Raw genomic sequence first — 23,467 nt, forward strand, 5'->3', positions numbered from 1 at the left:
CGCACGCTCACGAAGCTCGGGAGGGTAGGGGGACGGACCGGCCATGACTCGATCCTCTCAGGGAATCGAGCCTCCATCAGACCCGGAGCGGTTCAAATGCAGACGACTTTCTGTACTGGCTGGAGCACCTCGGTTCTGCGCCATCGGCGCTGCCATCCGCGGCGGCCAGGTGAACCGGAGTCGGATCAGGAGATCGCGGCCCGTATTGAATCGGCCATTGCGCAAGGCAGACCACAGCCTGACGAGCGTCAGCCCTGCAACCCGCACGTGGACTTGGGTACATCGTCGCGCACCCCGTCGGCACGAGGCTGCTCTGTTGAGCGGCTTGCCGGCCCTGACGTTGTTCAGCGGCCTCACCATGTTGGCACGATGGGGCGGCTGGTAGACGTCACAGCCAGGCGGCGGTGGAACGACGGCATGGCCCCCAGTACGGTGATCGTCGCTGTGCTTGCCTGGGCAGCCGTCGACTACGGTCGCCGGACCGCTGGGATGAAGGGGGCGATGGATGCGGGTCGACCAACTGTGGCGGTATCCGGTGAAGTCGGTGGGTGGTGAGCGACTGACCGCGGCCACGGTCGGTGTGCTCGGGATCGAGGGTGACCGGGGCATCGCCATCCACGACGAGCGGGAAGAGGTCACCTGGGCCGGTGCTGTTCCGGCGCTCATGCGATTGCGGGCGGTCACCCTCGGGCCGGGCGTGGCCGAGCTGGTCCTGCCGGACGGCCGGCGGTTCCGCTCCGATGCGCCTGACGCTGCCAGTCGGCTCAGTGCGGCTGTACAGGCCAAGGTCACGCTGGTCGAGCACCAGCCGCACCGGCCTGACACCGCGCTCCATGTATTGACAACGACGGCGCTGCGCAGCCTCGGCTCGGCGCTGCCGGACAGTGCGATAGACGTCAGCCGGTTCCGGCCCAGCCTGGTGCTCGACGACGTGCCGGGCGACCACGCGACCGGGTACCCCGAGCACGACTGGATCGGCCGCCGGATGGTCATCGGCACACTGCGGTTGCGCTTCACCAAGGGGTGCGACCGCTGCGTGATGATCACCAAGGAGACTCCGACCGTCCCGCATGACCGCGCCGTGCTGCGCTGGGTCGCCCGCGAGCTCGGCAACGCCCTCGGCGTGTACGCGGCGGTCGAGAAACCCGGCCATGTCCGTGTCGGGGACAAGGCCCGCTGGCTCGACTGAATGTCATCACGTGACTGAGCACTCCAGTGCCGTCTGGCAACTGGAGTGCTCAGTAGGTAGATGGCCGGCTGTGACGTCTACCAACGGCCCCATCGTGGCGGCCGGCTGAAGCCAACATGGTGTGCCCGCTGAACAACGCCAGGGCCAGCTTGCACTGTTGCGATCACCGAGCACCTTGCGCGGGCCGACGACGCCAACGGCGGGCCGGGCGCTGCGTTGTCTGAGGAGCACGTTCATGCACCCCGGTCGGGGACTACCAGTAGTGCCGCCTGCCACCGACGGCGCGGCCGACGGAGCCGAGGAGGAACAGGACCGCGCCGATGACGAGCAGGATGATCATGGTGGCCTCCTGGCCCCCCTGCTTCTGTCGATCATTGCGCCGCCCGGCTCTTGCTCTCACCGCTGCCGGAGCTGGCGTCGCTCCGCTCGCGGGCGTCTGAGCCGGTTGCTCAGGTGGTCAGCAGGCGGTTGAAGAACGACCGGTACTGGCGCAGGGCCATGCGCAGATCTTCCGTGTCCACCTTCTCGCCCATGGTCCACTGTTCTTCCAGGTTCTTCTTGTGGTCGGAGAACGTCGCGGCCAGTGTCTGCATGACGTCCGCGACGAGTGTGTCGGCCTTGTGCACGGCTTCACGGGGGTCGTCGACGAACTCGTTCTGAATGGCCTGCCAGCGCTCACGGAAGCTTTCCTCGTCCTCCGTCGTGAGGAGCTGGGGTTGCTCTTCCTCGGCAGGAGTGGCGGTCTTCTCGGCAGGGGCTGCGGCTTCGTCACCAGCTGCCGTCGCGGTGGCCTCGCCGGGGAAGGCGGGGGCCTCGGGGCGGGCTTCGGTGCTTTCACCGAGGTCCCGGTCACGGCTTGGCTGGGCGATGTCCTCGGTGGACAGACCGCTCTCGTCCGATCCTGGTGTGTACTCGCGTCGCATCTTCACTCCGTACGCGTCGGCTGCCCCCCGGCCGGGTCCTGCGGTGGCGGCCGGGCGGTCATGTCTGAAGGGGGTCAGGTCCGGGCGTGGCGGGCCTGACCGCCGTTAGAGAGCAGCTCGTCGAACAGAGCGCGGTAGTGCACCATGGCGCCCCGCAGCTGCTCGGTGGTCGCTTCGTGCTTCCGGCTGAGCTGGTTGACGTCGTGAGCGGCGCGGTAGTGCTCCAGGGTGCGGCCATGCTCGACCGAGAGATCCTTGAGCCTCTGCTCAAGGCCCTCGGTCGGATAGCCGCGCTCGCGCATCAGGGACGTCACCAGAATGTCCGCGTCCTGCACGGCATCCTCCGGGCGGTCCACGAACTCTCCCTGCACGTTCTGCCAGTCCCGGGTGTACCGGTCCCGGACGCTCCCCGGTAGTGGCCTGATTTCCAGCTCGTCGTGACGCCTCTCGCGTGCACTCAGATCACGCTCGGCCTTGAGCCGGCCTCCCGCATCTTCGACCGTGCGTTCGTACTCCGGGCCAAAACGCTCGCGTAGGTGTCGGCGGCGCTGAACGAGAACGGCTCCCGCCGCAAGCACAACTAGCACCACCGCGACGGGGATGATGATCGCTAGGAGGGTCCCAGTTGACATCGCTCCGACCCCCTCACATGCGCCGGGTATGCACCATTTAGTCTAGTTTATTCGTCGTGCTCCAGGCTTGCCGAGGGCTGGCGGCCGCCAGGATGAAGGGTGCTGTGCCACGGATGACGAGTGTTCGCGACCGCCTTCGCTGGAGAGCGCATCGCGCTCTACCGCAGTGAGAGCGGTACCGTCCACGCGCTGGAGTACCGGTGTGCCCACCGTCAAGTGCCGCTGAGTATGGGGGGTCGTGGAGGGCGAGACCCCTGCGATGCGGCTATCACGCGTGGGTCTATCGAGGCGACGGCCGCCTCTCGCAGATCCCGTACCTGTCCAAGGGTGATGGTCGGCCGCCGCGTGGCGTGCGCGGCTATCCCGTCCGGGAGGCGCACGGCCTGGTGGTTGAAGCCGCCGATCGGTTCCAGTAACCGTCCCGCCCAGGGTGGGACGTTGCAGGTCGCGACCGGATGACTGGAGGGGAACGTCGCGGCGTCGAGGCGACCGACGACGATCTCCTCCAGCGGGTCCCACTCGTTGTGCGCATTCACCGGCGAAACGAGGGCTTGGCATTCGGGAGTCGTGGCCGATGACGCCGACATCACACACAATCCGCAGTCTGTGGATGGGCGTCGCGGCCTGTCCCCGCCGCACATGTGCGCTTCCGCCTTACACAGCCGTGCATCGGTCCATGAGTCGGCCGTGTTTGTGAAGTCAGTGCGGTTGGGGGCTCTTGTGCTCCGGCGCCGCCGGACACTCGGGGCAGTCGGGGTTGTGGCAGGGGCCGGGGCCCCATACGGGCACAAAGATCCCGAGGGTCTTGTGCCGTCTCTTGATGATCATTTCCAGGGTGTGCTTGCAGACCGGGCAGGCAAGCGTCCCTTGCGGGCCCGTCTCATGCTCGGCTTTGCTCATTCTTTAACAATAGGTCGTTTGCGCGCAAAAGGCGCCGCCTGCTCATTTCGTCACGGTGCGGCCTGGTCGGGAGGATCGCCCCGCTGTTCTGACCCCGCCCGTACATCGCCGTCGGGTCGCGGCCCACTGGCCGCCTTATCTGGCAGCGGGGCAGGTTTCTCCTCCTGAGGGACGACAGGAAGCGGGGCGGGGCGCAGCAGGCTGAGTGCGACGGACGCGGCCAGGACGACGACGATGACCGCGAGGCTGACCGGTGAGGGGATTTCCGGGATGTCGTGACTGATCATCTTGTGCGACGCCTGGAGGATGAGCTTGACGCCGATGAAGGCCAGGATGATCGCGAGGCCCTTGTTCAGGTAGTGGAAGCGGTCCAGCAGGCCCGCGAGCATGAAGTACAGGGCACGCAGGCCCAGGATGGCGAACGCGTTGCTGGTGTAGACGATGAAGGCGTCGTCGCTGACGGCGAGGACGGCGGGCACGCTGTCGACGGCGAAGATCAGGTCGGCCGCCTCGATCGCCGCCACCACCGCCAGGAGTGGGGTGGCCACGCGCTTGCCGGCCTCCTTGACGAAGAACTTCATGCCCGCGTACTCGTCCCGGACGGGGACGAACTTGCGGAGCAGGCGCAGGGCGAAGCTCTTGCCCGGGTCGAAGGTCTCCTCGTCGCCCTTGAGGAGTTTGTAGGTGCTGTAGAAGAGGATCGCGGCGAAGGCGAACAGCACTGCGGTGAAGCGGCTGACGACGGCGACACCGAGGGAGAGGAAGATCCCGCGGAAGACCAGGGCGCCCATCACGCCGAAGAACAGCACGCGGTGCTGGTAGGCGCGGGGCACCTTGAAGTAGGCGAAGATCACCGCGAAGACGAAGAGGTTGTCCACCGACAGGCTCTTCTCCAAGAGCCATGCGGTGGTGTACTCCGTGCCGGCCGTCGTGCCGAGTACGACGAAGACGACACCGGCGAAAACCAGCGCGAGACCCACCCACAGGCCGCTCCAGGCAGCGGCCTCCTTGAAGCCGATGACGTGCGCGGTGCGGTGGGCCAGCAAGTCCACCGTCAGCGACACCACCACCGTCGCGGCGAACGCCCCCCACAGCCAGAGCGGGACCTCAGGCACACCCGTCACCCTCTCTGCGGCCCACGCCGATCCGCAGACCCTTACCTCGGAGTCTCCGGCATCTCACCGCACTGAGCGACCCAGGACGTCCGGCACGGCGACCGAGCCTGACGTCCCCCGCGCCCAAGCCCCGTGGAGGGCCGGCCCCAACACCGCCCGCGGCACAGGATGTGGCGGCACAACCCTCATCATGAGAGCGTCAGATGAAGAGCGGCTGCCAGGCGCGGGTAGGCCCCATGCCCAACCCTGGCCTCGGCTCGTACAGGCCGCGCTGGGACGCCCGGGTGGGTGGGAGCCGAGCGGCCCGCACTCTGCTGGGCATCAGGTTGACGGTGAGCGAGCACCGGTAGCTCAGGTGACCAGCGACTCGGACAGCCGGATCAACGCGCAATGTGCAGCTCGACGAGCCCCTGGACCAGCGGAGAGGCAAAACGTCGTAATGGGCGCCACCGACCGCGTCCCACGACGCCTTGTCGACTGATCGGTTCTCTCGCCGCCGGCCCACCTCATCCGGTCGCTCAACCGAAAGCGCCCGGACAGCTCCTGAGCTGTAACGGACACAACCGAGCGAGGCTCCGCTGTCCTGTCTCACGGAAGGCTGAGCGGTGTGCGCTGGATCTGGTCGTCGACGTACAGATCTCCCCGCTCGAAGGCGAAGGACTTCCACGTGAGGCCCAGGACCTCACCACGGCGCAGGCCGGGGCAGAGCACCAGGACCTGGCTAGCGGCTCGCCGGCCAGACAACACGGGCGGTCTAGGGTGTGTCGATGCAGCCCCTCCCGCCGCCGCAGATAACAGCGAACGAACTCCGGCCTGGCCGTCACTGGTACGTCACAGCGGCCGCGATCGCCGTCGTGCTGATCGTGCTGGGCGTGGCCATCGGCGTGTACCGGTTCGACAACGCGATCGACGCGGTGGATACCGACAATCAGTTCGCCAACGCCGACACCGTCACCCTGCGGCTCGAGCCGGAGGGCGAGAAGACGATCTGGGTCAAGTACCCGGGCCGGTCGCCTGGCCCGGAGTGCGACATCACCGGGCCGGGCAGCCCCGGTCTCACCGATCCGGGTCCCGACGTGTTCCTCACCCGTGACGAGACCTGGATGCCGCTCTACACCATCGACGTGCCGCGGGCAGGCGACTACGCGGTCACCTGCTCGTCCCAAGCACTCTCCAGGTACGCCATCGGGGGCTCCGGAGGCATGGTCGCGTTTGCGGGCGGGCTGATCCTGGCCATCTCTCTCCCGATCCTCGGAATCAGCATCTGCGCCGTCATCGTCCTCGTCACCGCCATCCGTCGCAGCGGCCATCGCAAGCGGCTGCTCGCCGAACGCCACGGCTCCGGTGGTGGCCATCCCGCGCCCCTGGTCCGGGCCCCAGTGCCGGTCCCCGCCGACAGTGAATGCCGCCCTGCGCTCCGAAGGAGCTGATCCCACCACGAAGATCACGACTTACGGCTGCCGTGATTGATCAAAGATCCGCCGGACAGGCCCTACCGGCGAGCCCCTCAGCCAACTGACAGAGGGCTCTGGCGTCGATCACCGGCCACGGTCGCATGCGCGCGGCGACGTCGGCGGCCAGGCGACGTCATGTCCGGACGAGACGCCGCCGCGAACCGCGCTGCCCTCCGCGACAGCGGCCCAACGCACAGGCACGACGGCGACGGGGCAGCCCGCGTGATGCAGGACGGCGTGCACCACCGACCCCAGGCGCAGCCCGAGCCTGCCCTCGACCGGATGACGCGGAACCACTACAAGGCCGGCCCTCAAGGGCATCCCCGGCGTCAAGAACCGTTCCTTCGACGCCCTCCAGGACGCCAAGGCCTGGCTCGCCCAGGCCCAGACCGACCCTCGCCGAGGCGAGTTCGTCGATCCCCGCGAGGGGCCATCTCCCTCAAGGACTACATCGCATCGAGCAGAGGGTACGCCGGCACATCGTTCCCCACCTGGGTGCTCAGCCGCTCAACGCCATTTGCACGGAAGTCCTGCGTCACTGGAAGAAGCGGCTGGAGAAGGACCTCGGTCCGGCCTCCATCCGTCTGGTTCGGGCGACGCTCTCCAGCGTCCTCCAGGCTGCGGTCGAGGACCGTCGCCTCGGACGCAACCCCTGCCGGTCCAGCACGCTCGGCCCTCCGGCCGCCGCACCCGGCAGGGTCGAAGCGTGGCCGCCGGAACGGGTGCCGGCCGTACGGGAGGCATTGCCGGACCGCTAGCAGCTCCTTGTCGTTATCGGCGCGGGCCTTGGGCTCCGACAGGGCGAGGCACTCGGGCTCGCCCCGGACGACATCGACTTCGAGAAGGAAGTCGTCCACGTCCGGCGGCAGGTCAAGATGGTGCGGGCGAAGCTGTGTTTCGCGCTTCCCAAGGGGCGCAAGGTCCGGGACGTGCCGCTGCCGTCCAGCGTGGCCCGGGCCATCCAACAGCACATGGAGCAGTTCGCGCCGGTGCCGGTCACGCTGCCCTGGGACGACTTCAGAGCCTGTGGAGCGTGGCCAGTTGCCCACCGCAGGCCCAAAGTCCCAGAGAAGTCCCAGAGATGCCGCCGCACCCCACCCTGGCCCGCTAAGTAGCAGGTCAGACGGGATGTGGCGGCATCCGCACATCAAATATCCCGGAAGATCTCGATCTGCGCCCCGATCGAGTTCAACCGCTCGGCGAGATCCTCGTAACCCCGGTTGATGACATACACGTTCCGCAGCACCGACGTGCCCTCCGCCGCCATCATCGCCAGCAGGACGACCACGGCGGGCCGCAGCGCGGGCGGGCACATCATCTCGGCGGCGCGCCAGCGGGTCGGGCCCTCGACCAGGACGCGGTGCGGGTCCAGCAACTGGAGGCGGCCGCCGAGGCGGTTGAGGTCGGTCAGGTAGATCGCGCGGTTGTCGTAGACCCAGTCGTGGATGAGGGTCTTGCCCGACGCCACGGCGGCGATGGCCGCGAAGAACGGGACGTTGTCGATGTTCAGGCCCGGGAACGGCATCGGGTGGATCTTGTCGATCGGCGCCTCCAGCTTGGAGGGCCGGACCGTCAGGTCCACCAGGCGCGTACGGCCGTTGTCCGCGAAATACTCGGGCGTACGGTCGTGGTCGAGGCCCATCTCCTCCAGGACCGCCAGCTCGATCTCCAGGAACTCGATGGGCACGCGACGCACCGTCAGTTCCGACTCCGTCACCACGGCCGCGGCCAGCAGGCTCATCGCCTCGACCGGGTCCTCGGACGGCGAGTAGTCCACGTCGGCGTCGATGTCCGGCACGCCGTGCACGGTGAGCGTGGTGGTGCCGATGCCCTCGACCCGGACGCCGAGCGCCTCCAGGAAGAAACACAGGTCCTGGACCATGTAGTTGGAGGAGGCGTTGCGGATGACGGTGACGCCGTCGTGCCGCGCGGCGGCCAGCAGCGCGTTCTCGGTCACCGTGTCGCCGCGCTCGGTCAGCACGATCGGACGGTCGGGGCGGACGGAGCGGTCGACCGTGGCGTGGTACTGGCCCTCGGTCGCCGCCACGTCCAGTCCGAACCGGCGCAGCGCGATCATGTGCGGCTCGATGGTCCGGGTGCCGAGGTCGCAGCCGCCGGCGTACGGCAGCTTGAAGAGGTCCATGCGGTGCAGCAGCGGGCCGAGGAACATGATGATCGAGCGGGTGCGTACGGCCGCCTCGGCGTCGATCGCCGCCATGTTCAGCTCGGCCGGCGGCACGAGCTCCAGGTCGACGCCGTCGTTGATCCAACGGGTGCGTACGCCGATGGAGTTGAGCACCTCCAGAAGGCGGTAGACCTCCTCGATGCGGGCGACCCGGCGCAGCACCGTGCGCCCCTTGTTGAGCAGCGAGGCGCACAGCAGGGCCACGCAGGCGTTCTTGCTGGTCTTGACGTCGATCGAACCGGACAGCCGACGTCCGCCGACGACCCGCAGATGCATCGGCCCGGCGTATCCCAGGGACACGATCTCGCTGTCCAGGGCTTCACCGATTCGGGCGATCATCTCAAGGCTGATGTTCTGGTTGCCGCGCTCGATGCGATTGACGGCGCTCTGGGAGGTGCCGAGCGCCTCGGCGAGCTGCGTCTGTGTCCAGCCACGGTGTTGCCGGGCGTCACGGATGAGCTTGCCGATGCGTACGAGGTAGTCGTCTGCCATGAGGTTGAGGTTATCTCAGATATGAGATGAACCCTCGCCAGGGGGGCCATTCGGGTGACGGGCCGTCAACGCCGCCTGGCGTTACGGGTGCGCCGCCACCCGAAAGGTCCAGGCAAATCCATCGATGTCGTACGACGTCCGGTGCTGCTGTGGGTGCGCCGGGGACCGTGCTTGCCGCCGGTGGTGAGAGACCAGGAGCGCCGGTTGATGTTCAGTCGCACTCCCGGAAGGATCCGGAAACTCTTGCGGAACGTGAGGGGCATGGCTGTCTCCCTTCGGGGTCGGGGTTACCTGCCCCCCGGTTACCCCGACTTGGCCGACTGATGGCACACGGACACGGGAAAGGCCGGCGCGGCGCTCTTGGCGCCGAGCCGGCCTTTCCCGTGTCCGTCCCCTCGTGGCGGTCAGTCCGTGCCGGACTCCATCGCCGCGCGGTCCAGCAGCGCGTCCTCCTCGGAGACCTCACCGCGCGAGGCGATGGCCTCGGCGCCGCCCTCGGGCAGCTCCGGCATGGTGCCGATGAGGCCGGTCGCGGCGGCCTGGGAGGCGCCGACGGTGGGGCTGCCGGTGCCGATCAGGCCGAGGCCGACGAACTGCTCCAGCTTGGCGCGCGAGTCGGCGATGTCGAGGTTGCGCATGGTGAGCTGGCCGATCCGGTCGACCGGGCCGAAGGCCGAGTCCTCGGTGCGCTCCATGGACAGCTTGTCCGGGTGGTAGCTGAACGCCGGGCCCGTCGTGTCGAGGAGCGAGTAGTCCTCACCGCGCCGCAGCCGCAGGGTGACCTCGCCGGTCACGGCGGCGCCCACCCAGCGCTGCAGCGACTCGCGGATCATCAGCGCCTGCGGGTCCAGCCAGCGGCCCTCGTACATCAGCCGGCCGAGGCGGCGGCCCTCGTTGTGGTACTGGGCGAGGGTGTCCTCGTTGTGGATCGCGTTCACGAGGCGCTCGTACGCCGCGTGCAGCAGGGCCATGCCCGGGGCCTCGTAGATGCCGCGGCTCTTGGCCTCGATGATGCGGTTCTCGATCTGGTCGGACATGCCGAGGCCGTGGCGGCCGCCGATGGCGTTGGCCTCCATCACCAGGTCGACGGGGGAGGCGAACTCCTTGCCGTTGATGGTGACCGGGCGGCCCTGCTCGAAGCCGATCGTCACGTCCTCGGCGGCGATCTCGATCGACGGGTCCCAGAACCGCACGCCCATGATGGGCTCGACGGTCTCGACGCCGGTGTCCAGGTGCTCCAGGGTCTTGGCCTCGTGGGTGGCGCCCCAGATGTTGGCGTCGGTGGAGTAGGCCTTCTCCGTGGCGTCCCGGTAGGGCAGGCCGTGCGCGACCAGCCACTCCGACATCTCCTTGCGGCCGCCGAGCTCGGTCACGAAGTTCGCGTCCAGCCAGGGCTTGTAGATCCGCAGGTGGGGGTTGGCGAGCAGGCCGTAGCGGTAGAACCGCTCGATGTCGTTGCCCTTGTAGGTCGAGCCGTCGCCCCAGATCTGGACGTTGTCCTCGAGCATCGCCCGCACCAGCAGCGTGCCGGTGACGGCGCGGCCCAGCGGCGTGGTGTTGAAGTACGCCCGACCGCCGGAACGGATGTGGAACGCGCCACACGTCAGCGCGGCCAGACCCTCCTCGACCAGGGCGGCACGGCAGTCGACCAGGCGCGCGATCTCGGCGCCGTAGGTCTTGGCGCGGCCGGGCACCGAGGCGATGTCGGGCTCGTCGTACTGGCCGATGTCGGCGGTGTAGGTGCACGGGACGGCGCCCTTGTCGCGCATCCAGGCGACCGCGACGGAGGTGTCGAGACCGCCGGAGAAGGCGATGCCGACGCGCTCGCCGGTGGGCAGGGAGGTGAGGACCTTGGACATGGGAAGAGTATGCATGAAGACGCATGGTCATGCAAAGAGGGCATGTCGAAGCCCCGGGACATGACCATCCCGGCCCCATGTACTAGAGTTATCTCGACATCGAGATATCTGCCGAGGCGTACCGCAGTCGCACGCCGTCGCCAGTCTGGCAGTAAGGCATGCCTAACTTAGCCTTACCTTAGCGGATCGGCCAAGACGGTGTGGCGGCAGGATGCGGTGGTAAGCGCACAGAAATGAAGGAGACTGTCGTGTCGGCGAACAGCTTCGACGCCCGCAGCACGCTGCAGGTGGGCGACGAGTCGTACGAGATCTTCCGGCTGGACAAGGTCGAGGGCGCCGCGCGCCTCCCTTACAGCCTGAAGGTGCTGCTGGAGAACCTCCTCCGCACCGAGGACGGCGCGAACATCACCGCCGACCACATCCGCGCCCTCGGCGGCTGGGACTCCCAGGCCCAGCCGTCGCAGGAGATCCAGTTCACGCCGGCCCGCGTGATCATGCAGGACTTCACCGGCGTGCCCTGTGTCGTGGACCTCGCCACCATGCGTGAGGCCGTCAAGGCGCTCGGCGGCGACCCGGCGAAGGTCAACCCGCTCTCCCCGGCCGAGATGGTCATCGACCACTCCGTCATCGCCGACAAGTTCGGCACGAACGACGCCTTCAAGCAGAACGTCGACCTCGAGTACGGCCGCAACAAGGAGCGCTACCAGTTCCTGCGCTGGGGCCAGACCGCCTTCGACGACTTCAAGGTCGTCCCGCCCGGCACCGGCATCGTCCACCAGGTGAACATCGAGCACCTGGCGCGCACGGTCATGGTCCGTAACGGCCAGGCCTACCCCGACACCCTCGTCGGCACCGACTCGCACACCACCATGGTCAACGGCCTCGGCGTCCTCGGCTGGGGCGTCGGCGGCATCGAGGCCGAGGCCGCGATGCTCGGCCAGCCGGTCTCGATGCTCATCCCGCGCGTCGTCGGCTTCAAGCTGACCGGTGAGCTCACCCCGGGCACCACCGCCACCGACCTCGTGCTGACCATCACCGAGATGCTCCGCAAGCACGGTGTCGTCGGCAAGTTCGTCGAGTTCTACGGCGAGGGCGTCGCCGCCACCTCCCTCGCGAACCGCGCCACCATCGGCAACATGTCGCCGGAGTTCGGCTCCACCGCCGCGGTCTTCCCGATCGACGGCGAGACCATCAAGTACCTCAAGCTCACCGGCCGCTCCGAGCAGCAGCTCGCGCTCGTCGAGGCGTACGCCAAGGAGCAGGGCCTCTGGCTGGACCCGCAGGCCGAGCCCGACTTCTCCGAGAAGCTCGAGCTGGACCTCTCGACGGTCGTCCCGTCGATCGCCGGCCCGAAGCGTCCGCAGGACCGCATCGTCCTCGCGAACGCCGCCGAGCAGTTCAAGGTCGACGTACGCAACTACGTCGACAGCGTGGACGAGGCGGGCCAGGAGTCCTTCCCGGCCTCCGACTCCCCGGCGGTCGCCCCGAACGGCGCCCCGTCCAACCCGGTCACCGTGACCGCCCCCGACGGCTCGACGTACGAGATCGATCACGGTGCGGTGACGGTCGCGGCCATCACCTCCTGCACCAACACCTCGAACCCGTACGTCATGGTCGCCGCCGCGCTGGTCGCGAAGAAGGCCGTGGAGAAGGGGCTGACCCGCAAGCCGTGGGTCAAGACCACCCTCGCGCCCGGCTCGAAGGTCGTCACCGACTACTTCGACAAGGCGGGGCTCACCCCCTACCTCGACAAGGTCGGCTTCAACCTCGTCGGCTACGGCTGCACCACCTGCATCGGCAACTCCGGCCCGCTGCCGGAGGAGGTCTCCAAGGCCGTCAACGACCACGACCTCGCGGTCACCTCGGTCCTCTCCGGCAACCGGAACTTCGAGGGCCGTATCAACCCCGACGTCAAGATGAACTACCTGGCCTCTCCGCCGCTGGTCGTCGCCTACGCCCTCGCGGGTTCCATGAAGGTGGACATCACCAAGGACGCCCTCGGTGTCGACCAGGACGGCAAGCCGGTCTTCCTGACCGACATCTGGCCGACCGAGGCCGAGGTCAACGACGTCGTGGCCAACGCCATCGGCGAGGACATGTTCAACAAGTCCTACCAGGACGTCTTCGCGGGCGACGCCCAGTGGCAGGCGCTGTCGATCCCGACCGGCAACACCTTCGAGTGGGACCCGCAGTCGACGTACGTCCGCAAGCCCCCGTACTTCGAGGGCATGACGATGGAGACCACCCCGGTCTCCGACATCACCGGCGCCCGCGTCCTGGCCAAGCTCGGCGACTCGGTCACCACCGACCACATCTCGCCCGCCGGCGCCATCAAGGCCGACACCCCGGCCGGCAAGTACCTCACCGAGCACGGTGTGGAGCGTCGTGACTTCAACTCCTACGGCTCGCGCCGTGGTAACCACGAGGTCATGATCCGCGGCACGTTCGCCAACATCCGCCTGCGCAACCAGCTCGCGCCGGGCACCGAGGGCGGCTACACCCGCGACTTCACCCAGGCCGACGGTCCGGTGTCGTTCATCTACGACGCCTCGCGCAACTACATCGAGCAGGGCATCCCGCTCGTCATCCTGGGCGGCAAGGAGTACGGCTCCGGCTCGTCCCGCGACTGGGCCGCCAAGGGCACCGCGCTCCTCGGCGTCAAGGCCGTCATCACCGAGTCGTACGAGCGCATCCACCGCTCGAACCTCATCGGCATGGGCGTCCTGCCGCTGCAGTTCCCGGAGGGCCAGAACGCCGAGTCCCTCGGTCTGACCGGCGAGGAGACCTTCTCCTTCACCGGCGTCGAGGAGCTCAACAACGGCACCACGCCGCGCACGGTCAAGGTCACCACCGACACAGGCGTCGAGTTCGACGCGGTCGTCCGCATCGACACCCCCGGTGAGGCCGACTACTACCGCAACGGCGGCATCATGCAGTACGTGCTGCGCAGCCTGATCCGCAAGTAAGCGATCAAGCAGGCGGTACGGCAGGGCGGTTGAGGGCCGCATCCCCGGTCACCGGGGGTGCGGCCCTTCGTCGTGTCCGGGCGTGCGGGGGGGTGCCCTCACCCGCCCTCCCCACGCCGGGAAACCCCAGGTCATCTCCCACCCTCAGGTGGAACACAGGGTTCCCTCAGCGGACGGGGACAGGATCGGGACATGACTGGCACCCCAGGGCCGCGAAACGGCCGCGTCCGTGTGCTCATCGTCGACGACGAGCCCGCGCTCACCGACGTGCTCTCCGTGGCCGTCGAGGAGGCGGGCTGGCGCGCCTACCCGGCGCTCGACGGACAGAGCGCGCTGAGGATCGCGCGGGGCTGCCCACCGCACGCCGTCGTGCTCGACGGGATGCTGCCCGACCTGGACGGCCTCCAGGTGCTGCGCCGCCTCAGAGCCTGTGAACAAACCCCCGCCTGCGCCGCGGCGTCCGGCACGCACGCTCGCCGCGTTGCCGAACCGCCCACGTGGCTCCGCCACGAGGGCGCTCCGGCGCCTTGCGATCGAACGCTCCCCCACGCTCGAACAACCTCGCGCGGGGGGACCCCCACGACGCCGCGGCGCCCGCCCTTCGGGCGGACGACGGGGGTTTGTTCACAGGCTCTCAGGCACGAGAACCCGAAGCCGCCCGTCCTCATGCTCACCGCCCGCGACGCCCTGGAACACCGGCTGGACGGCCTCGGCGCCGGTGCCGACGACTACGTCACCAAGCTGTTCTCCCTGGAGGAGGTCGTCCTGCGGCTGCGCGGACTGCTGCGCCGGGCCGGGGCCGAGCGGGCCCGGTCCGACACATCCGTACGTGTCCTCGGCGACCTCGTGCTGACCGAGGAGAGCCGCGAGGTGCACCGCGCGGGCGTGCCCGTCCCGCTCACGGCCAAGGAGTTCGACCTGCTCAGCCTGATGATGGGCCACCCGCGGCAGGTGCTCAGCAAGGCGCGGATCCTCGACCATGTGTGGAGCAGCTCCTTCGACGGCGGCGGCAACCTCGTGGAGGTCTACATCTCCAACCTCCGCCGCAAGATCGACCACGGCAGGGCGCCGCTGATCCACACCGTGCGCGGGCTCGGCTACGGCATCAGGCCGGTGGAGGACGGGACATGAGCACGCGACGACCCCCTCGCTCCCTGCGCACGCGCCTGCTCGTGTTCATCGGCCTCACCCTCGTCACCGTGTGCGCCGCGATGGCGCTCACCACGGCCTTCGTTCAACGCGCCTATCTGATGGGCGACCTGGACGGCCGGGTGGCCAACGCCGTCTCCCGCAGCCTCGGCGGCGCCGCACTGCGCCCGGACGCCGAGGACGACCTGCGCTTCCTCAACGAGAACGGCCACCCGGCCGGTCTGCTCGCCGCCCGCCTCGACGCGGACGGCAGCATCGTCGCCGCCGCGGTCGTCGGCCAGGACGCCCCGCCGAAGGCGCTCACCGCCGAGCAGACCGCCGCCCTCGCGGACATCGCGACGGACGGCACCAAGCACACCCGGACCGTCCCGGGCCTCGGCACCTACCGGGTCGCCGCGGTCGAGAGCGGCGGCATCCGGGTCCTCACCGGGCTGCCCATGGACGACGTCCAGCGCATGATCGGCGGACTCGTCGCCGCCGAGGCCGCCGTGGCGGTGGCCGGTCTCGCCGCGGCGGGCGGCGTCTGTGCCGTGGTCGTACGACGCCAACTGCGCCCCCTCGGCCGGGTCGCCGCCACCGCCGCCGAGGTCTCCCGCGCCCCGCTCGACCGCGGCGAGGTCACCCGCCTCACCCGGGTCCCGGCCCCGGACACCGACCCCGCCAGCGAGGCCGGCCAGGTCGGCGCCGCGCTCAACCGCATGATCGACCACGTCGAGTCCTCGCTCACCGCCCGCCGGCGCAGCGAGGAGCGGATGCGCCGATTCCTCTCCGACGCCAGCCACGAACTGCGCACCCCGCTCGCCTCGATCGCCGGGTACGCCGAACTCATGAGCCGCGGCACCGACCGGATCGAGCCGCTGCTCGCCTGGAGCCGGGTGTCCGCCGAGTCGGCCCGGATGACGGGGCTGGTCGAGGACCTGCTCCTGCTGGCCCGCCTGGACGAGGGGCGTCCGCTGCAGTCGGCCGAGGTGGACATGGCGGCCCTGGTCGCCGAGGCGGTCTGGGACGCGAGGGCGGCCGGCGGCACCCACGACTGGCAACTCGAACTGCGCCTCGACGCGGCCCCGTCGGTCCTCGGCGACCAGGCCCGGCTCCACCAGGTGGTGGCCAACCTCCTGGCCAACGCCCGCGTGCACACACCGGCGGGCACACGGGTCGTGGCCACGGTGGAGGCGAGGGACGGATCCCCTGAGGCGGGGGACGGCTCCGGTGGGGCGAGGGATGGATCTGGTACGGCGGGGGACGGATCTGGTGCGGCGAAGGACGGCTCCGGCGTCGTGATCCGCATCCGCGACAACGGCCCCGGCATCCCGCCCGCCTTCCTCCCCACCGTCTTCGAACGCTTCACCCGCGCCGACGCCTCCCGCGCCCGCAGCGGCCCGCACGAGGGGGGATCCGGTCTCGGCCTCGCCATCGTGGCGGCGATCGTCTCCGCGCACGGCGGCCGTATCGACGTCGAGAGCGCACCTGGTCGCACCGAGTTCACGATCGAACTGCCCTCCGTGGACGCCGAACCACCGGCCTTGGACACCGTCTCGGGCCCGTCCGTCCCGGCACCCGTGCGGTCCTCGCGGACACTCGCCGGTAACCGCTGACGGACGACAGCGCTTCCTCGTACGCCTGTGACGCCTCGTATGCCTGTGACGCCTCGTGCGTCATCCGTTTACATCTGCGCCACTCGGCGCTACTTTCCGAACCAAGGGGAGGTGGGAGCGCTCCCATCCGGTGGACCGGAACCCGCCGCCTGTGCGCCGCTCCCACCCCACCCGGTCGCACCGCATCGCGTATGCGCCGGCAACTCCGCACCTGCACACATGCATCCGCACCCGCACCCATACATCCGCGCCACACACACGTATCCGCCCGGCCCGTACCTGAAGGAAACGGACTCGTATGTCATGATCCTGACAACCCGCACGGACGCGAGCGCATCCCCGCCTCGCCGATTAACGCTCCCCACCCGCGCCAGAGCCCTCTTCCTCGTCCTGGTCTCCCTGCTCGCGACCATCCCCGCCGTGGCCCTCGTCATGAGCACCGGCGGCGAGGCGGAGGCCCACGGCACCCCCATGAAGCCGGGCAGCCGCACCTTCCTGTGCTGGCAGGACGGGCTGACCGACACCGGAGAGATCAAGCCGGTCAACCCCGCCTGTAAGGCGGCCCAACAGATCAGCGGCACCACGCCGTTCTACAACTGGTTCTCGGTGCTCCGCTCCGACGGCGCCGGCCGCACCCGCGGCTTCGTGCCCGACGGCGCGCTGTGCAGCGGCGGCAACACCAACTTCACCGGCTTCAACGTGCCGCGCGACGACTGGCCGCTCACCCATCTCACCTCGGGCGCGACGGTCGACTTCTCGTACAACGCCTGGGCCGCGCACCCGGGTTGGTTCTACGTCTACATCACCAAGGACGGCTTCGACCCGACCCAGACCCTCACCTGGGACGACATGGAGGAGCAGCCCTTCCTCTCCGTCGACCACCCGCCGCTCAACGGCTCCCCGGGCACGGTCGAGGCCAACTACTCCTGGACAGGAAAGCTTCCTGACAACAAGTCGGGCCGCCACATCGTCTACATGGTCTGGCAGCGCTCCGACAGTCAGGAAACCTTCTACTCCTGCTCCGACATTGTCTTCGACGGCGGAAACGGCGAGGTGACCGGCATCAAGGAGCCCGGCAACCCGACCGACCCGGTGCCCGGCGAGTGCTCCGCCGCCCGCCGCACGACCGGCAGTTGGTCCGGTGGCTACCAGTCCGAGGTGACCGTCACCAACACCGGCGACGTCCCGATGCTCGGCTGGATGGTCGACTGGACGCTTCCGTCCGGCCAGAAGGTGGAGAGCCTCTGGAGCGGCAACGCGACCTACACCGGCCAGGCGGTGATGGTCCACAACGTCGACTGGAACGGCTCCCTCGATCCGGGGGAGAGCACGACATTCGGCTACGTCGTCTCTGGCTCCGGCGGCGACAGTACGGCGAACCTGCCCTGCCGGGTGGGCTGAACCGTCGCCCGAAGCGGACCCGGTGGGCGTCGAGCCGTCGCCCGCCGGGTCCGTCGTCGGTCCGGGTGCGGTGTGACCGTGAGCGGCGACCGGCCGCCTGTCGGCAAGGTGTCGGAGTCGACAGAGTGTTAGACAGGAAAACAAACTGGTAACGACAGGCAACCTCAAGGGGGTTCGCCGCTGTCTAGCCCATATGAAGATCACTTTTCTGCTGCACAATGCCTACGGGATCGGAGGCACGATCACCACCACGTTCAACCTGGCCCAGGCGCTGGCCGAGCGGCACGACGTGGAGATCGTCTCCGTGCTGCGGCACCGGGAACACCCCAACTTCACCCTGGACCCGAAGGTTTCCCTGACGCCACTGGTGGATCTGCGGCACGAGAAGGAACATCCCCTGCATCTGAGACCGGCGCGGGTGTTCCCCGCCGCTGAGTACCGCCACCGGCAGTACAGCGAGTTGACCGACCAGCGGATCGGCGAGTACCTGGCGGCGATCGACGCCGACGTCGTCATCGGCACCCGGCCCGGGCTCAACGTGCATCTCGCGCTCCAGGCACCGGAGCGCGTCATCCGCATCGGGCAGGAGCACCTCACCCTCGACAACCACCCGCCCGGGCTGCGCACCTCACTGCGCCGGGCGTATCGCCGGCTCGACGTGCTGACCACGGTCACGGAGGCGGACGCCGCCGCCTACCGGCGCAAGATGCGGCTGCCCAAGGTGCGGGTGGAGGCACTCCCGAACAGCGTCCCCGACCCCGCGCTGCCCGCCGCGGACGGCTCCGCGAAGGTGGTGGTCGCGGCGGGACGGCTGGTCCCGGTGAAGCGCTACGACCTGCTCATCGAGGCCTTCGCCCTCGTCGCCGCCGAACGCCCCGACTGGCACCTGCGCATCTACGGCAAGGGGGAGGAACAGGACCGGCTGCGGCAGCTCATCCACCGGCTCGGCCTGTACGACAACGTCTTCCTCATGGGCGCGGCGGCTCCCATGGAGGCGGAGTGGGTCAAGGGCTCGATCGGCGCGGCCGCGTCTAACTTCGAGCCGTTCGGCATGACCATCGTCGAGGCGATGCGCTGTGGACTGCCGGTGGTGAGCACCGACTGCCCGTACGGACCCGGCGAGATCATCAAGGACGGGGTCGACGGCAGGCTGGTGCCGGTCGGGGACCGTGACGCTATGGGCGCCGCACTGCTCGACCTCGTCCGCGACGACGAGCGACGCCGGCGGATGGGCCGTACGGCCATGGCGAACGCGCGACGGTACGCGCCGCTCCCGGTCGTCGAGCACGCCGAGCGACTGATCGACGAGGCGATGTCGGCTCGCAGGACCGGGCGACCGGTCGTGCCCCGACCCGGCCGAATACAACACGCCCTGGTCAGCCAGGGCTTCGCCGCCCGCGACGCCGCGTATGCCGTGGCCTCCCGCGCGGTGCGCACGGTACGGAGGGGACAGCGATGACGAGGGAACCCGGCGCGACACGTGACGCGACGCCGCGTACCGACTGCACGGTCGACGCGGACGGGCGCATCATCTTCCTTCTGGCGGCGCGGACAGCCTTCGGCCCCCACCCGCCCCGGTTGCTGCTGCGGCTGCGTCCCAAGAAGGGGCAGCCCGAGAAGGTCCTGCACGTTCTCGACCTGGAGCCCGTGGACGGTGGTCGGCTGCGCGCCGTCCTGGAGCCGAAGCTCGCACTCGCCGAGGGCCGTTGGGACGTGTACCTGCTCCCCGAACCGGCAGGAGAACCAGGCGAGCGCGGAGAGCCCGGCGCCGGCCGGCGGCGCCTCCGCCCCGGCCTGCGTGACCTGCGGACCCTCGTCGACGGACAGGCCCGTGACTGGCCGTCGCCGGTCGCCGTGCGGGTGCCGTACACCACCAAGGACGGCTATCTCGCGGTGCGCGCCTGGCTGCGCACCGCCCACGCGGAGGTCGAGGGCATCGACCTCGCGGACCGCACGATGACGGTCAGGGCCCGGCTGCACGGCGCCACGCTCGCCGAGGGGGCCGCCGTACGACTGCGTCCGAGGGGTGGGAAGGGCGTCGTACGGACCCTGGAACCACGCGCAGGAAGTGATGGACGGGCGTTCTCCTTCACCGTGGACTACAGGGAGTTGACCACCGGTCACGGCGCCGAGGCCGGAAGCCGCGTCTGGGACCTCTCCGTCCAGCCCGGGGAGGCTGCGGATACCGCTCCGATCCGGATCGGCCGTCTGCTCGACGACGTGGCGGACCGCAAGGAGATCTTCGTCTATCCGGCGGTCGCGGTCGGCGATGCCGCCGTACGTCCCTACTACACGGTCGACAACGACCTCTCCGTGGAGGTGACCGCCGCGACGGCGTGAAGGTTCGTTCTCGAGCGGACCCGGTGGGCGTTGAGCCGTCGTCCACCGGGTCCGCGAGCCAGACGGACCCGAGGGGGAGAGAGGCCCGTCCGGTTGGAGAGTGGCTGTGCGGGGATGCAAGGTCGACAACGTTGTCTCGCGTGCCCACGCATGACTCTATCGCCTCAACGGACAACACCGTCAAGCCAGTTGGGTATCCGGCCGCCGTCAGACGGGCGGCCGCGGGTCGGAGGCCAACACCTCGCACAGCCAGTCCAGTTGGCGACGGACGTGCACGGCGTCGCCGCCCTCGTGGCCGTTGAAGGGGTAGGCGTGGATCTCCTTGCGAGGGTCCGAGCCCGACAGCTCCGCGTAGCGGTTGAAGGCGCCGTACGCCCCGCTCGGCGGGCACACCGTGTCGCGCAGGCCGACCCCGAAGTGGGCCGGAGCGTGGGCGCGCCTGGCGAAGGCGATCCCCTCCAGGTGGGAGAGGGTGTCGTACGCGGCGCGCTCGGCGCCCCGGTGGACGGAGAGGTACGCGGTGATCTCGCCGTACGGCCCGGCGTCCGTGAGGTCGAGTGCGCGCCGGATGCCGCACAGGAACGGGGCGGTGGCGAGGAGTGCCGCGAGGTCGGGCACGAGTCCCGCGACGGCGAGGGCGAGCCCGCCGCCCTGGCTGTTGCCGACGGCGGCGATCCGTGCGGCGTCCACGCCCGGCAGGGCCCGCACGGCCGTGACCGCTCGTACGGCGTCCGTGATCAGGCGGCGGTAGTGGTGGTCGTGGGGTGACAGGAGTCCGCGTACCGCCGGGCCCGGGCCGCCCGGCGCCGTGGCGTGCGGGTCCGCGGTGGCGCCGCCGTTGCCGTACTGGTCGCCCTGGCCCCTGTTGTCCATCAGCAGATGCGCGTACCCGGCGTTCACCCAGGTCAGCCGCTCGTGCGGAAGGCCGCGGCCACGGCCGTAACCGGCGTACTCGACGACGGCGGGCAGCGGTTCGCGCACCCCGGCCGGTCTGCTGAACCAGGCCCGCACCGGGTCGCCGGCGAACCCGCGGAAGGTCACGTCCCAGGTCTCGGTCAGCCGCAGTCCGGTCCGCACCGGGTGCACCGCCACCAACACCTCCGGCTGGGCCGCCTCCTTGAGGGTGTCGTGCCAGAACTCGTCGAAGTCGGCGGGCTCCTGGGGATCCGGGCGGTAGCGCTCCAGCTCCGCCAAGGGCAGGTCGAACGCGGGCACCAACGGCCTCCGATTGTTGCGCTTCTGAATATGAATGTTTCGTAGCCGCAGGCTCAATACGGCAACTTCCTTCTCAACTCACCTTCCCTGCCATCCCCATTGACAGCCATTACACCCGCCCCTAACCTCGCCGCAAAGTTGCCGGTACGACTCCGAAACTTTCGGTGCCACCGGGAGGCCCACCGTATGAGCACCCCCACCACATCGGCTCCGCCACCCGGCACACAGGAGCCGCCGCCGACGAAAACCCCACCCCGCCGCGGCCGTCCGCCGACACGCACCGGATGGCGGCGGGCGCTGCGCCGGGACTGGCAGCTGTACTCGCTGGCCCTGCTGCCGCTGCTGTTCTTCCTGGTCTTCCGCTACCTGCCGATGATCGGCAACGTGATCGCCTTCCGGCGCTTCGAGCCGGGCGGATCGATCTTCGGCGAGGACTGGGTGGGCCTGCGCTATGTCGAGATGTTCCTCAGCGACCCCACCTTCTGGCAGGTGTTCCGCAACACCCTGTGGCTCGGCGGACTGACGCTCGTCTTCTGCTTCCCGATCCCGATCGTGCTCGCCCTGCTGCTCAACGAGGTGCGCCGACGCTCGCTGAAACGATTCGTGCAGTCGGTGTCGTATCTGCCGCACTTCCTGTCGATCGTGATCGTCGCGGGCATCACGATGCAGATGCTCGCCACGGACGGCCCGATCAACCACGTCCTGGGGTGGTTCGGGCACGACCCGGTCCGGTTCATCCAGGAGCCCGAGTGGTTCCGCACCGTCTACGTCGGCTCGGAGATCTGGCAGACCGCCGGCTGGGGCACGATCCTCTACCTCGCCGCGCTCACCACCATCGACGAGGACCTCTACGAGGCCGCCCGCATCGACGGCGCGGGCCGCTGGAAGCAGATCTGGCACGTCACCCTGCCCGGCATCCGCCCGACCATGATCACGCTGCTGATCCTCAACGTCGGCACCTTCATGGCCGTCGGCTTCGAGAAGGTCCTGCTGCTGTACAACCCGCTGACCTACCAGACCTCCGACGTGATCTCCACCTACGTCTACCGGACCGGTGTGGAGTCCAACAGCTTCAGCTACGCCGCCGCCATCGGCCTGTTCGAGGCGATCATCGGCCTGGTCCTGATCACGTCCGCCAACACGCTCTCGCGCCGCACAGTGGGGACCAGCCTGTGGTGAAGCCGAGCCGTTCCCAGCGCGTCTTCCAGGGCGTCAACGGGGTGATCCTCACCCTCGTCGTGGTCGTGACCCTGTACCCCTTCCTCAACATCGTCGCGCGGTCCTTCAGCGGGGAGCGGCAGATCCGCGCCGGTGAAGTGACCCTGTGGCCCGAGGGGTTCAACCTCACCACGTACAAGATCGTGTTCCAGGACTCCATGTTCTGGCGCAACTACGGCAACACCGTCTTCTATACGGTCGTCGCGACCGCCGTCGCCATGGTCCTGACGACCTGTTACGCCTACGTCCTGTCGAAGAAGCACCTCAGGGGCCGCGGCGCGCTCGTCGGCATCGCCGTGTTCACCATGTTCTTCACCGGCGGCCTGATCCCCAACTATGTGCTGATCACCAGCCTCGGACTGAAGAACAGTGTGTGGGCGATCGCGCTGCCCAACGCGATCAGCGTCTTCAACCTCCTGGTCATGAAGGCCTTCTTCGAGAGCCTGCCGACCGAGCTGGAGGAGGCCGCCCAGATCGACGGTCTGAGCACCTACGGCATCCTGCTGCGGATCGTGCTGCCGCTGTCCAAGGCGGTCGTGGCGACGATGGTGCTCTTCTACTCGGTGTCGTTCTGGAACTCCTGGTTCAGCGCGTTCCTCTATATGGACCGGACGGATCTGATGCCGGTCACCGTCTATCTGCGCAACCTCATCCAGGGCGCCACCGGCGGCGAGAACGCCGGAGCCGGTATCGAGCAGCTCAGCCAGGTCGGGGCGAACATCCAGGCGGTCACCATCGTGCTCACCGCGCTGCCGATCCTCTGCGTGTACCCGCTCGTCCAGCGCTACTTCGTCTCGGGCGTGATGCTCGGCGCCGTCAAGGGCTAACAAGGGA

20 protein-coding genes and 1 pseudogene are annotated in these 23,467 nt (G+C 68.9%); 11 read left to right on the forward strand and 10 right to left on the reverse strand.

Annotated elements, in window-relative coordinates; translation table 11 throughout:
* Window positions 1–505 precede the first annotated feature (505 nt).
* A complete protein-coding gene (locus ACIA8X_RS15640; protein WP_399458459.1) occupies window positions 506–1,189 on the forward strand; it encodes an MOSC domain-containing protein in 684 nt (227 codons plus the stop codon).
* 253 nt (window positions 1,190–1,442) lie between these two features.
* On the opposite strand, the gene ACIA8X_RS15645 is transcribed toward ACIA8X_RS15640, so the two are convergent.
* The 3 genes from ACIA8X_RS15645 to ACIA8X_RS15655 all read right to left on the reverse strand — a co-directional run bounded on the left by ACIA8X_RS15645 (window position 1,443) and on the right by ACIA8X_RS15655 (window position 2,744).
* A complete protein-coding gene (locus ACIA8X_RS15645) occupies window positions 1,443–1,589 on the reverse strand; it encodes a DUF6131 family protein (protein ID WP_393447363.1) in 147 nt (48 codons plus the stop codon).
* A 49-nt stretch (window positions 1,590–1,638) separates the two neighbouring features.
* Window positions 1,639–2,112: a hypothetical protein gene (locus ACIA8X_RS15650; protein WP_393447365.1), complete on the reverse strand. Its 474-nt coding sequence runs from the start codon at window positions 2,110–2,112 to the stop codon at window positions 1,639–1,641.
* A 74-nt stretch (window positions 2,113–2,186) separates the two neighbouring features.
* Entirely contained in the window at window positions 2,187–2,744 is a 558-nt protein-coding gene (locus ACIA8X_RS15655; RefSeq protein ID WP_393447367.1) for a hypothetical protein, read from the reverse strand.
* 120 nt (window positions 2,745–2,864) lie between these two features.
* Between ACIA8X_RS15655 and ACIA8X_RS15660 the strand changes: the two are divergent.
* A pseudogene (locus ACIA8X_RS15660) lies at window positions 2,865–3,160 on the forward strand (Rieske 2Fe-2S domain-containing protein).
* A gap of 534 nt (window positions 3,161–3,694) precedes the next feature.
* Here the strand turns inward: ACIA8X_RS15660 and ACIA8X_RS15665 are convergent.
* Window positions 3,695–4,759 (reverse strand): TerC family protein, encoded by a 1,065-nt coding sequence (locus ACIA8X_RS15665; protein ID WP_393447369.1) that lies wholly within the window; start codon window positions 4,757–4,759, stop codon window positions 3,695–3,697.
* Between the two features lie 588 nt (window positions 4,760–5,347).
* Window positions 5,348–5,503 (reverse strand): hypothetical protein, encoded by a 156-nt coding sequence (locus ACIA8X_RS15670; RefSeq protein WP_399458647.1) that lies wholly within the window; start codon window positions 5,501–5,503, stop codon window positions 5,348–5,350.
* Between the two features lie 23 nt (window positions 5,504–5,526).
* Here ACIA8X_RS15670 and ACIA8X_RS15675 point away from each other — a divergent pair, with 23 nt between their 5' ends.
* The gene (locus ACIA8X_RS15675; RefSeq protein WP_399458460.1) at window positions 5,527–6,189 is read left to right on the forward strand and encodes a hypothetical protein; all 663 of its coding nucleotides are present in this window, start codon (window positions 5,527–5,529) and stop codon (window positions 6,187–6,189) included.
* A 108-nt stretch (window positions 6,190–6,297) separates the two neighbouring features.
* Here ACIA8X_RS15675 and ACIA8X_RS15680 read toward each other — a convergent pair whose 3' ends face one another.
* The 4 genes from ACIA8X_RS15680 to argG all read right to left on the reverse strand — a co-directional run bounded on the left by ACIA8X_RS15680 (window position 6,298) and on the right by argG (window position 10,749).
* Complete coding sequence (locus ACIA8X_RS15680) at window positions 6,298–6,534, reverse strand: universal stress protein (RefSeq protein ID WP_393448057.1); 237 nt, start codon at window positions 6,532–6,534, stop codon at window positions 6,298–6,300.
* 826 nt (window positions 6,535–7,360) lie between these two features.
* The gene (locus ACIA8X_RS15685) at window positions 7,361–8,890 is read right to left on the reverse strand and encodes a UDP-N-acetylglucosamine 1-carboxyvinyltransferase (RefSeq protein ID WP_093911547.1); all 1,530 of its coding nucleotides are present in this window, start codon (window positions 8,888–8,890) and stop codon (window positions 7,361–7,363) included.
* Between the two features lie 65 nt (window positions 8,891–8,955).
* The gene (locus tag ACIA8X_RS15690) at window positions 8,956–9,153 is read right to left on the reverse strand and encodes a DUF4236 domain-containing protein (RefSeq protein ID WP_393447373.1); all 198 of its coding nucleotides are present in this window, start codon (window positions 9,151–9,153) and stop codon (window positions 8,956–8,958) included.
* 141 nt (window positions 9,154–9,294) lie between these two features.
* On the reverse strand, window positions 9,295–10,749 hold the full coding sequence (gene argG, locus ACIA8X_RS15695; protein ID WP_093911545.1) for an argininosuccinate synthase: 1,455 nt from the start codon (window positions 10,747–10,749) through the stop codon (window positions 9,295–9,297).
* A gap of 248 nt (window positions 10,750–10,997) precedes the next feature.
* Here argG and acnA point away from each other — a divergent pair, with 248 nt between their 5' ends.
* The 6 genes from acnA (at window position 10,998) to ACIA8X_RS15725 (ending at window position 20,200) form a co-directional block, all read left to right on the forward strand.
* Window positions 10,998–13,715 carry an aconitate hydratase AcnA gene (gene acnA, locus ACIA8X_RS15700; protein WP_393447375.1) on the forward strand — a complete coding sequence of 906 codons (2,718 nt, stop codon included), beginning with the start codon at window positions 10,998–11,000 and terminating at the stop codon, window positions 13,713–13,715.
* Between the two features lie 192 nt (window positions 13,716–13,907).
* Window positions 13,908–14,846 carry a response regulator transcription factor gene (locus ACIA8X_RS15705; RefSeq protein WP_393447377.1) on the forward strand — a complete coding sequence of 313 codons (939 nt, stop codon included), beginning with the start codon at window positions 13,908–13,910 and terminating at the stop codon, window positions 14,844–14,846.
* Window positions 14,843–16,459, forward strand: coding sequence for an ATP-binding protein (locus tag ACIA8X_RS15710; protein WP_399458461.1), 1,617 nt, complete (start codon window positions 14,843–14,845; stop codon window positions 16,457–16,459). Before ACIA8X_RS15705 ends, ACIA8X_RS15710 begins: the two co-directional genes overlap by 4 nt.
* 303 nt (window positions 16,460–16,762) lie before the next feature.
* Window positions 16,763–17,860, forward strand: coding sequence for a lytic polysaccharide monooxygenase (locus ACIA8X_RS15715; protein WP_399458462.1), 1,098 nt, complete (start codon window positions 16,763–16,765; stop codon window positions 17,858–17,860).
* 193 nt (window positions 17,861–18,053) lie between these two features.
* A complete protein-coding gene (locus ACIA8X_RS15720) occupies window positions 18,054–19,319 on the forward strand; it encodes a glycosyltransferase family 4 protein (RefSeq protein WP_399458463.1) in 1,266 nt (421 codons plus the stop codon).
* Window positions 19,316–20,200 carry a transferase gene (locus ACIA8X_RS15725; protein ID WP_399458464.1) on the forward strand — a complete coding sequence of 295 codons (885 nt, stop codon included), beginning with the start codon at window positions 19,316–19,318 and terminating at the stop codon, window positions 20,198–20,200. Before ACIA8X_RS15720 ends, ACIA8X_RS15725 begins: the two co-directional genes overlap by 4 nt.
* Window positions 20,201–20,407: 207 nt before the next feature.
* Here ACIA8X_RS15725 and ACIA8X_RS15730 read toward each other — a convergent pair whose 3' ends face one another.
* Window positions 20,408–21,415 carry an acetylxylan esterase gene (locus ACIA8X_RS15730; RefSeq protein WP_399458465.1) on the reverse strand — a complete coding sequence of 336 codons (1,008 nt, stop codon included), beginning with the start codon at window positions 21,413–21,415 and terminating at the stop codon, window positions 20,408–20,410.
* Window positions 21,416–21,601: 186 nt separating this feature from the next.
* On the opposite strand from ACIA8X_RS15730, the gene ACIA8X_RS15735 reads away from it, so the two are divergent.
* Together ACIA8X_RS15735 and ACIA8X_RS15740 are read left to right on the forward strand one after the other, a co-directional pair.
* Window positions 21,602–22,594, forward strand: a complete 993-nt coding sequence (locus tag ACIA8X_RS15735) for an ABC transporter permease (RefSeq protein ID WP_393447389.1) — start codon at window positions 21,602–21,604, stop codon at window positions 22,592–22,594.
* Window positions 22,588–23,460: a carbohydrate ABC transporter permease gene (locus ACIA8X_RS15740; RefSeq protein WP_393447391.1), complete on the forward strand. Its 873-nt coding sequence runs from the start codon at window positions 22,588–22,590 to the stop codon at window positions 23,458–23,460. Before ACIA8X_RS15735 ends, ACIA8X_RS15740 begins: the two co-directional genes overlap by 7 nt.
* Window positions 23,461–23,467: the final 7 nt, after the last annotated feature.

The sequence above is a fragment of the Streptomyces sp. NPDC051738 genome (assembly GCF_044453205.1).
GTDB lineage: Bacteria > Actinomycetota > Actinomycetes > Streptomycetales > Streptomycetaceae > Streptomyces.